The following is a 6,332-nucleotide window of genomic DNA, read 5'->3' as shown; positions in this document are numbered from 1 at the left end:
TCTACCTGATCAATAAACACAGGGAAGCGATTGATACCGTGTGAATAGGTTCCTTCATTTGCCATTTCGACAAAACCAGCAGCCAGTTTTGTCGCCATTTCAGGCTCCATATCCCTTGCAAGCAAAATACGCTCATATTCTTCCTGCAAATTCTTCGTTGTCACCAATGCCATTTTGTTATCCTGTGAATTCCATATTGTGGAATCAGCACTATCAGTAATTCCGTTTTTATTGTCATTACTTCAGTTCTGGTTTCATGACGGCATGCACAAAAAAAACTCATTTCGTGATATGTATCACCAAGAGATCTTTAAATATAAGTTGACGATTTCTTTACAAAAGTTAGCTAAAAAAACAAATCGATTACCTTGTGGTACTAAAATAGAAACGTGATGACAGAGAGTGGGTAACGGATTGATAACAGACGGGATTGCATTGCAGGATTTAGAATGGGATATCCAGCATTGCTGGGCTCAATGGCTTTTATCTTTTGGGGGTAGCGTAGCTGCTAACCCGGCGTCCTGCGGGTCATCCTTAGCTCCACCGGAGCTTTTTTCAGCTCACGGGCAATCGCTATCTTCTCTTTTCTCCCATTTGTTTAATTCGTTGAACCGGGTATCAATGAAGTGGTCAACGGAAGAACGGGCACAGCAAAGCATTCTTGCCACCGCGCTGACACAGTTTCCCCGGCGCAGCATCAGCATGGCCGTAAGCCTGTGGGCATGATTTTTATCGCGGGTTTTGTGAATGGTTTTCTGCATCAGTTATCGTTCAATTCGGTGGGTGATTTGTATTGGTTTGGCGATTGATCAGATCGCAGAATCCGGCCTGAGTTCCCTTTAGGTAATCGACTATTCGGAACGTTTATTTAGAAAATTACAAAGATCTTATGGTCAGAAGCATTAAAATAAAACAATGTTTCAAATTACTCAGAAATAATATAACGAGGAGATATCATGCTCTACCAGGCTTCCGCTTCACGCTATGAAACTATGCAGTATCGCCGTTGCGGTCAAAGTGGATTAAAATTACCCGCACTTTCGCTCGGTCTGTGGCACAGTTTTGGTCATATTAGTTCACTGGAATCGCAACGTGCTCTGCTCCATGTAGCCTTTGATGCCGGTATTACCCATTTTGATCTGGCTAATAACTATGGCCCACCTCCCGGCTCAGCTGAAGAGAATCTTGGCCGTCTGCTACGTCAAGATTTTGCGCCCTATCGTGATGAGTTAATTATTGCCACCAAAGCAGGTTACGACATGTGGCCAGGCCCTTACGGAGCGGGTAGCTCGCGTAAATATCTACTTGCCAGTCTCGACCAGAGCCTGCAACGCATGGGGCTGGATTATGTTGATATCTTCTATTCGCATCGGGTAGATGAAGATACACCAATGGAAGAGACCGCTTCAGCGCTTGCCCAGGCAGTGCAAAGTGGTAAAGCATTGTATGTAGGGATTTCCTCTTACTCGCCGGAACGTACCCAAAAAATGGCTGAACTGTTGCGCGAGTGGAAAATACCGTTGCTGATCCATCAGCCTTCGTACAGTCTGCTTAACCGTTGGGTGGATAAGAGCGGCCTGCTGGATACACTTGAACAGAATGGTGCTGGCTGCATCGCCTTTACACCACTGGCACAAGGTCTGCTGACGGGCAAATATCTGAACGGTATTCCGGAGGGGTCGCGTATGCATATCGAAGGAAAACGAGCGCGTGGGCTGACAGAAAATATGCTCTCTGAGGAGAATATCAATAGCCTGCGTTTACTCAATGATATGGCCCAGCAACGTGGTCAAACCATGGCACAAATGGCGCTAAGCTGGCTGCTAAAAGATCAGCGAGTCACTTCGGTACTGATTGGAGCAAGCCACCCGTCGCAACTGGAAGAGAACGTGAAGGCGCTGGATAATCTGCATTTTAGTGCAGAGGAACTCGCGACTATCGATCAATATGTTGCGGATGGCCAGCTAAATCTATGGCAGGCATCTTCGGATAAATAATGACAAAGAGCCCGCTGACGATAATGTCGTTTGTGGGTTCTTTATAAGAATACCGAAATTAGTCTGCGATAACGTTGTGGTGTACCCCTGAGGTAGCTTGAGTTTAATAGACACTCCTTCAGGAATTAGAATGGGCTTAAAAGGAGTTCACCATGGCCAGAAAAACTCAACGTTACTCGAAAGAATTTAGAGCCAAGGTTTCCATACCTGTTGCCATATCAGGACTGGGATTAACTCATGAGAGATATCTATGTATACAACTTTATTGTCACTCACCAACTAAACCCTGAGCGCAAGCCCAGGCAGAGCTCCAGGCCCATTGGAAATTATACCCTCCCAACCAACCACTTACGTCCATCACTTCCCCGATAAAATACAATCCAGGCACGTTACGCGCTTCCATCGTACGTGAACTCAGCTCATGGGTGTCCACCCCACCAAGTGTGACTTCTGCGGTGCGATAACCTTCCGTGCCGTTCGGCTGTACGCGCCAGTTTTGCAGCGTTTCGGTCAGTTCGTTCTGCTGACGGGCATTAAGCTGTTTTAGCGTGACGTCAGGAATCTGCCCCAGTTGTTGCAAGCATTCCACCAGGCGTTTTGGTAACACGATTGCCAGCGTATTTTTCAGGCTCTGGTTTGGATGGGCATTACGCTGTTCGTTCAGAAGCTCATCCAGGTCGGTATCAGGAAGTAAGTTAACGCTGACAAACTCACCAGGCTGCCAGTAGCTGGAAAGTTGCAATACCGCAGGCCCAGAGAGACCACGATGAGTAAACAGCAAACTTTCGCGGAAGCTTACGCCGTTTTCAGCCGTGATAACGGACGGCACAGAGACACCGGATAGCACCTGTAACTGTTCGAGTAGCGGTTTGTGCAGGGTAAATGGCACCAGACCTGCGCGGGTCGGTAAAACTTTCAGCCCAAACTGCTCGGCGATTTTGTAGCCGAACGGTGTGGCACCCAGTCCTGGCATTGACAGCCCGCCTGTGGCGATGACCAGTTTTGCTGCTTGTACGCTGTCGCCATTTAATTGGATGGTATAGCCATTTTCATCACGTTCAATGCCTAACACTTCGCTGCGCAAGCGGGTGGTGACTTGCCCTTTCTCACATTCGGCAACCAGCATATCGACAATTTGCTGTGCTGAATCATCGCAAAAAAGTTGGCCGAGGGTTTTCTCATGCCACGCAATACCGTGCTTACCGACCATGTCGATAAAATCCCATTGGGTATAACGCGCAAGTGCAGATTTGCAAAAATGGGGGTTTTGGCTGAGAAACGCTGCAGGCTCGATATAAAGATTAGTAAAGTTGCAGCGCCCGCCGCCGGACATCAGGATTTTACGGCCTGGTTTTTTACCGTTATCAATAAGCAACACTTTGTTGCCCGCTTGCCCCGCAATCGCCGCACAGAACATTCCTGCAGCACCTGCGCCTATAATAACAGTATCAAACGTTCCCACTTCTTACTCCCGACTATGCTTAATGAAAGGAAGTGTAAAGATAGGTGGTTAATCGCACCAGCTAAATACATATTAACAATTGCATGTGGTTGAAAATAAATATGTAAATCTTTTCGATGTTTGACAAAGGACAGACAAACATCAAGAAAAGTCCATATTTCTGTTGGCGCATTATGGAGTTGTCTTACATAATGCGCCGCGTTCATGTCCTCACAATGGCGTAACGTCTATGGAATTTCTGTTTATCGGCCTGGATCTACATACCGGGCTCTTGTTGTTACTTGCTCTGGCATTTGTTCTCTTCTATGAAGCGATCAATGGCTTCCATGACACTGCGAATGCAGTGGCAACCGTTATCTATACACGTGCAATGCGATCGCAAGTTGCGGTGGCAATGGCGGCGTTATTTAACTTTCTCGGCGTTCTGCTTGGTGGATTGAGTGTGGCGTATGCGATTGTGCATATGTTGCCAACCGATCTGCTGTTGAACGTAGGTTCCGCTCATAGCCTGGCCATGGTGTTCTCCATGCTGTTGGCCGCTATTATCTGGAACCTTGGCACCTGGTATTTTGGGCTGCCAGCCTCCAGCTCCCATACGCTTATCGGTGCCATTATTGGTATTGGTTTGACGAACGCGTTAATGACCGGCTCCTCGGTCGTGGATGCGCTGAATATCCCGAAAGTGATTGGGATTTTCATGTCGTTGATCCTTTCCCCAATCGTGGGTCTGGTGGTTGCGGGCGGGTTAATCTTCTTGCTACGTCGCTACTGGAGCAGCACCAAGAAGCACCGCCGTATTCACCTCACACCCGCTGAACGTGAAAAACAAGACGGCAAGAAAAAACCGCCATTCTGGACACGTATCGCCCTGATTCTCTCCGCCATTGGCGTGAGTTTCTCTCATGGTGCGAACGACGGTCAGAAAGGCATTGGTTTGATTATGCTGGTGCTGATTGGTGTGGCTCCTGCGGGCTTCGTGGTGAATATGAATGCTTCCGGTTACGACATTACTCGTACTCGCGATGCCATCACTCACCTTGAGCAATACTACGCACTCCACAGCGATGCTATTAAGCACGTCATTGACCTCAATCCGGTTATCCCAACCCCTGAAGAAGTGAAGGGCCAGGATAAACCTGTTGAGTTCCATTGCGATGCTGGCCGCGCCATGATTGCGGTACAGCGTGCGAAGGAGATGCTGGGCAATATCGATAGCTACAGCCAGCTGAGCGTTGAGCAGCGTAGCCATATGCGCCGCCTGTTACTGTGCATCTCTGACACCTCAGAAAAAGTCGCCAAGCTCCCGGAAACCACTTCGGAAGATAAGCGCTTCCTGAAAAAGCTGAAAACTGACTTGCTGTATACCATCGAGTACGCACCTATTTGGATTATCATGGCGGTCGCTCTGGCGCTCGGCATCGGTACGATGATTGGCTGGCGTCGTGTGGCAACAACTATCGGTGAGAAGATTGGTAAAAAAGGCATGACGTATGCGCAGGGTATGTCCGCGCAGTTAACAGCCGCCGTCTCCATTGGTGTTGCCAGCTACACCGGTATGCCGGTTTCCACAACACACGTTCTTTCTTCTTCCGTAGCGGGGACGATGCTGGTTGATGGTGGCGGTTTGCAGCGTAAGACAGTAACCAATATCCTGATGGCGTGGGTGCTTACGCTACCCGTGTCGATTTTGCTGTCTGGTGGCTTGTACTGGATTTCACTGCATCTCATCTAAGGTCTTGTGTCGGATGGCGCTACGCTTGTCCGGCCTACAAACCATAAAACAAAAGCGGGTCAGTTTACTGGCCCGCTTTTTTAATGCGCCCAACCCCTTAATGCCAAATCATTAGACCAATCAAGCTTATTGCGACTAATCCACACAAGGCGCTGGTCAAAATAAACTGGCGGCGCAAGCGCTCACAACGGCGGATAAACTCGTCATCGTGATGATCAAGATAACGCTGGGCGTAGATATAACTCACTAAACGGATCTGTTTGCTGGGCTGCCCATGAGAGGTAAAGAATCCGCCTCCGTCGACATACTGATAAAGCAGCGGATCGCACCCGCGCAGTACCACCAGTAATGCGCGCAAAGATGAGTAATAACGCGCCATATTCACAACACAAACTACACATAGCGCCCAAAAAAGCGCAACGGTGCTGATCATCATAATTTCTCCCCCCCGGTGAAGCCCCAGAACATCACTCCAGGGCAACCTCTCACCCCGAAAACTAGAAAGACTATTCAGCGAGCCCAAAAAACCGATCCAGTTCACATTACTATTTCGGAACGGCTTATTTAATAGTGTAGGAGATCTGTTAATTTTTTTGCCACATCGTTAATCATTATCAAAGCGATAAAAGCTATTTAAGGCTTAAATGTATACAGCGATGGCACATTGACGGTATCTATCGTTCGATATAGGGTAGAAATATCATCTACAATTTAAGTCCTTACACGCGGGTATCACAGATGAAATGTATCGTGCTATCCGACCAGGCTGGTCATCGAAAACTTATGGAAGGAGTAAAATTATGGCTTACAAACACATTCTGATCGCGGTAGACCTCTCCCCGGAGAGCAAAGTACTGGTGGAAAAAGCGGTTTTTATGGCCCGTCCATACAACGCGAAGGTTTCCCTGATTCATGTTGATGTAAATTACTCCGATCTCTATACCGGATTGATCGATGTAAATCTGGGTGATATGCAGAAACGTATTTCTGAAGAAACGCACAACGCACTGAGCGAATTGTCTACCGGTGCGGGCTATCCGATTACTGAAACGCTGAGCGGCAGCGGCGATCTTGGCCAGGTTTTGGTGGATGCAATTAAGAAGTACGACATGGATTTAGTGGTCTGTGGTCATCACCAGGA

5 protein-coding genes and 1 pseudogene are annotated in these 6,332 nt (G+C 47.9%); 3 read left to right on the top strand and 3 right to left on the bottom strand.

Annotated elements, in window-relative coordinates; genetic code table 11:
- Nucleotides 1–617: 617 nt before the first annotated feature.
- Nucleotides 618–761: pseudogene (locus VJY99_RS13510) on the bottom strand (IS630 family transposase); the annotation flags it as partial.
- 195 nt (nt 762–956) lie between these two features.
- On the opposite strand from VJY99_RS13510, the gene mgrA reads away from it, so the two are divergent.
- Nucleotides 957–1,997 (top strand): L-glyceraldehyde 3-phosphate reductase, encoded by a 1,041-nt coding sequence (gene mgrA, locus VJY99_RS13505; protein WP_324119248.1) that lies wholly within the window; start codon nt 957–959, stop codon nt 1,995–1,997.
- A 268-nt stretch (nt 1,998–2,265) separates the two neighbouring features.
- Here mgrA and VJY99_RS13500 read toward each other — a convergent pair whose 3' ends face one another.
- The gene (locus VJY99_RS13500; protein ID WP_324119246.1) at nt 2,266–3,459 is read right to left on the bottom strand and encodes an NAD(P)/FAD-dependent oxidoreductase; all 1,194 of its coding nucleotides are present in this window, start codon (nt 3,457–3,459) and stop codon (nt 2,266–2,268) included.
- A gap of 229 nt (nt 3,460–3,688) precedes the next feature.
- On the opposite strand from VJY99_RS13500, the gene pitA reads away from it, so the two are divergent.
- Nucleotides 3,689–5,191: an inorganic phosphate transporter PitA gene (gene pitA, locus VJY99_RS13495; RefSeq protein WP_324119244.1), complete on the top strand. Its 1,503-nt coding sequence runs from the start codon at nt 3,689–3,691 to the stop codon at nt 5,189–5,191.
- Nucleotides 5,192–5,288: 97 nt separating this feature from the next.
- Here the strand turns inward: pitA and uspB are convergent, their stop codons facing one another.
- Nucleotides 5,289–5,624 (bottom strand): universal stress protein UspB, encoded by a 336-nt coding sequence (gene uspB, locus VJY99_RS13490; RefSeq protein WP_324119250.1) that lies wholly within the window; start codon nt 5,622–5,624, stop codon nt 5,289–5,291.
- Nucleotides 5,625–5,991: 367 nt separating this feature from the next.
- Between uspB and uspA the strand changes: the two genes are divergently transcribed.
- Nucleotides 5,992–6,332 (top strand): universal stress protein UspA (gene uspA, locus VJY99_RS13485; RefSeq protein WP_324119242.1); only part of this gene is annotated, 341 nt, incomplete at its 3' end.

This window comes from Buttiauxella sp., from assembly GCF_035271705.1.
GTDB lineage: Bacteria > Pseudomonadota > Gammaproteobacteria > Enterobacterales > Enterobacteriaceae > Buttiauxella.
This window is presented reverse-complemented; position numbering and strand designations above follow the sequence as displayed.

Excerpts from the sequence above, each read along its gene's own strand:
- mgrA (WP_324119248.1), top strand. The coding sequence starts at position 957 with ATGCTCTACCAGGCTTCCGCTTCACGCTATGAAACTATGCAGTATCGC.
- pitA (WP_324119244.1), top strand. The coding sequence starts at position 3,689 with ATGGAATTTCTGTTTATCGGCCTGGATCTACATACCGGGCTCTTGTTG.
- uspB (WP_324119250.1), bottom strand. The coding sequence starts at position 5,624 with ATGATCAGCACCGTTGCGCTTTTTTGGGCGCTATGTGTAGTTTGTGTT.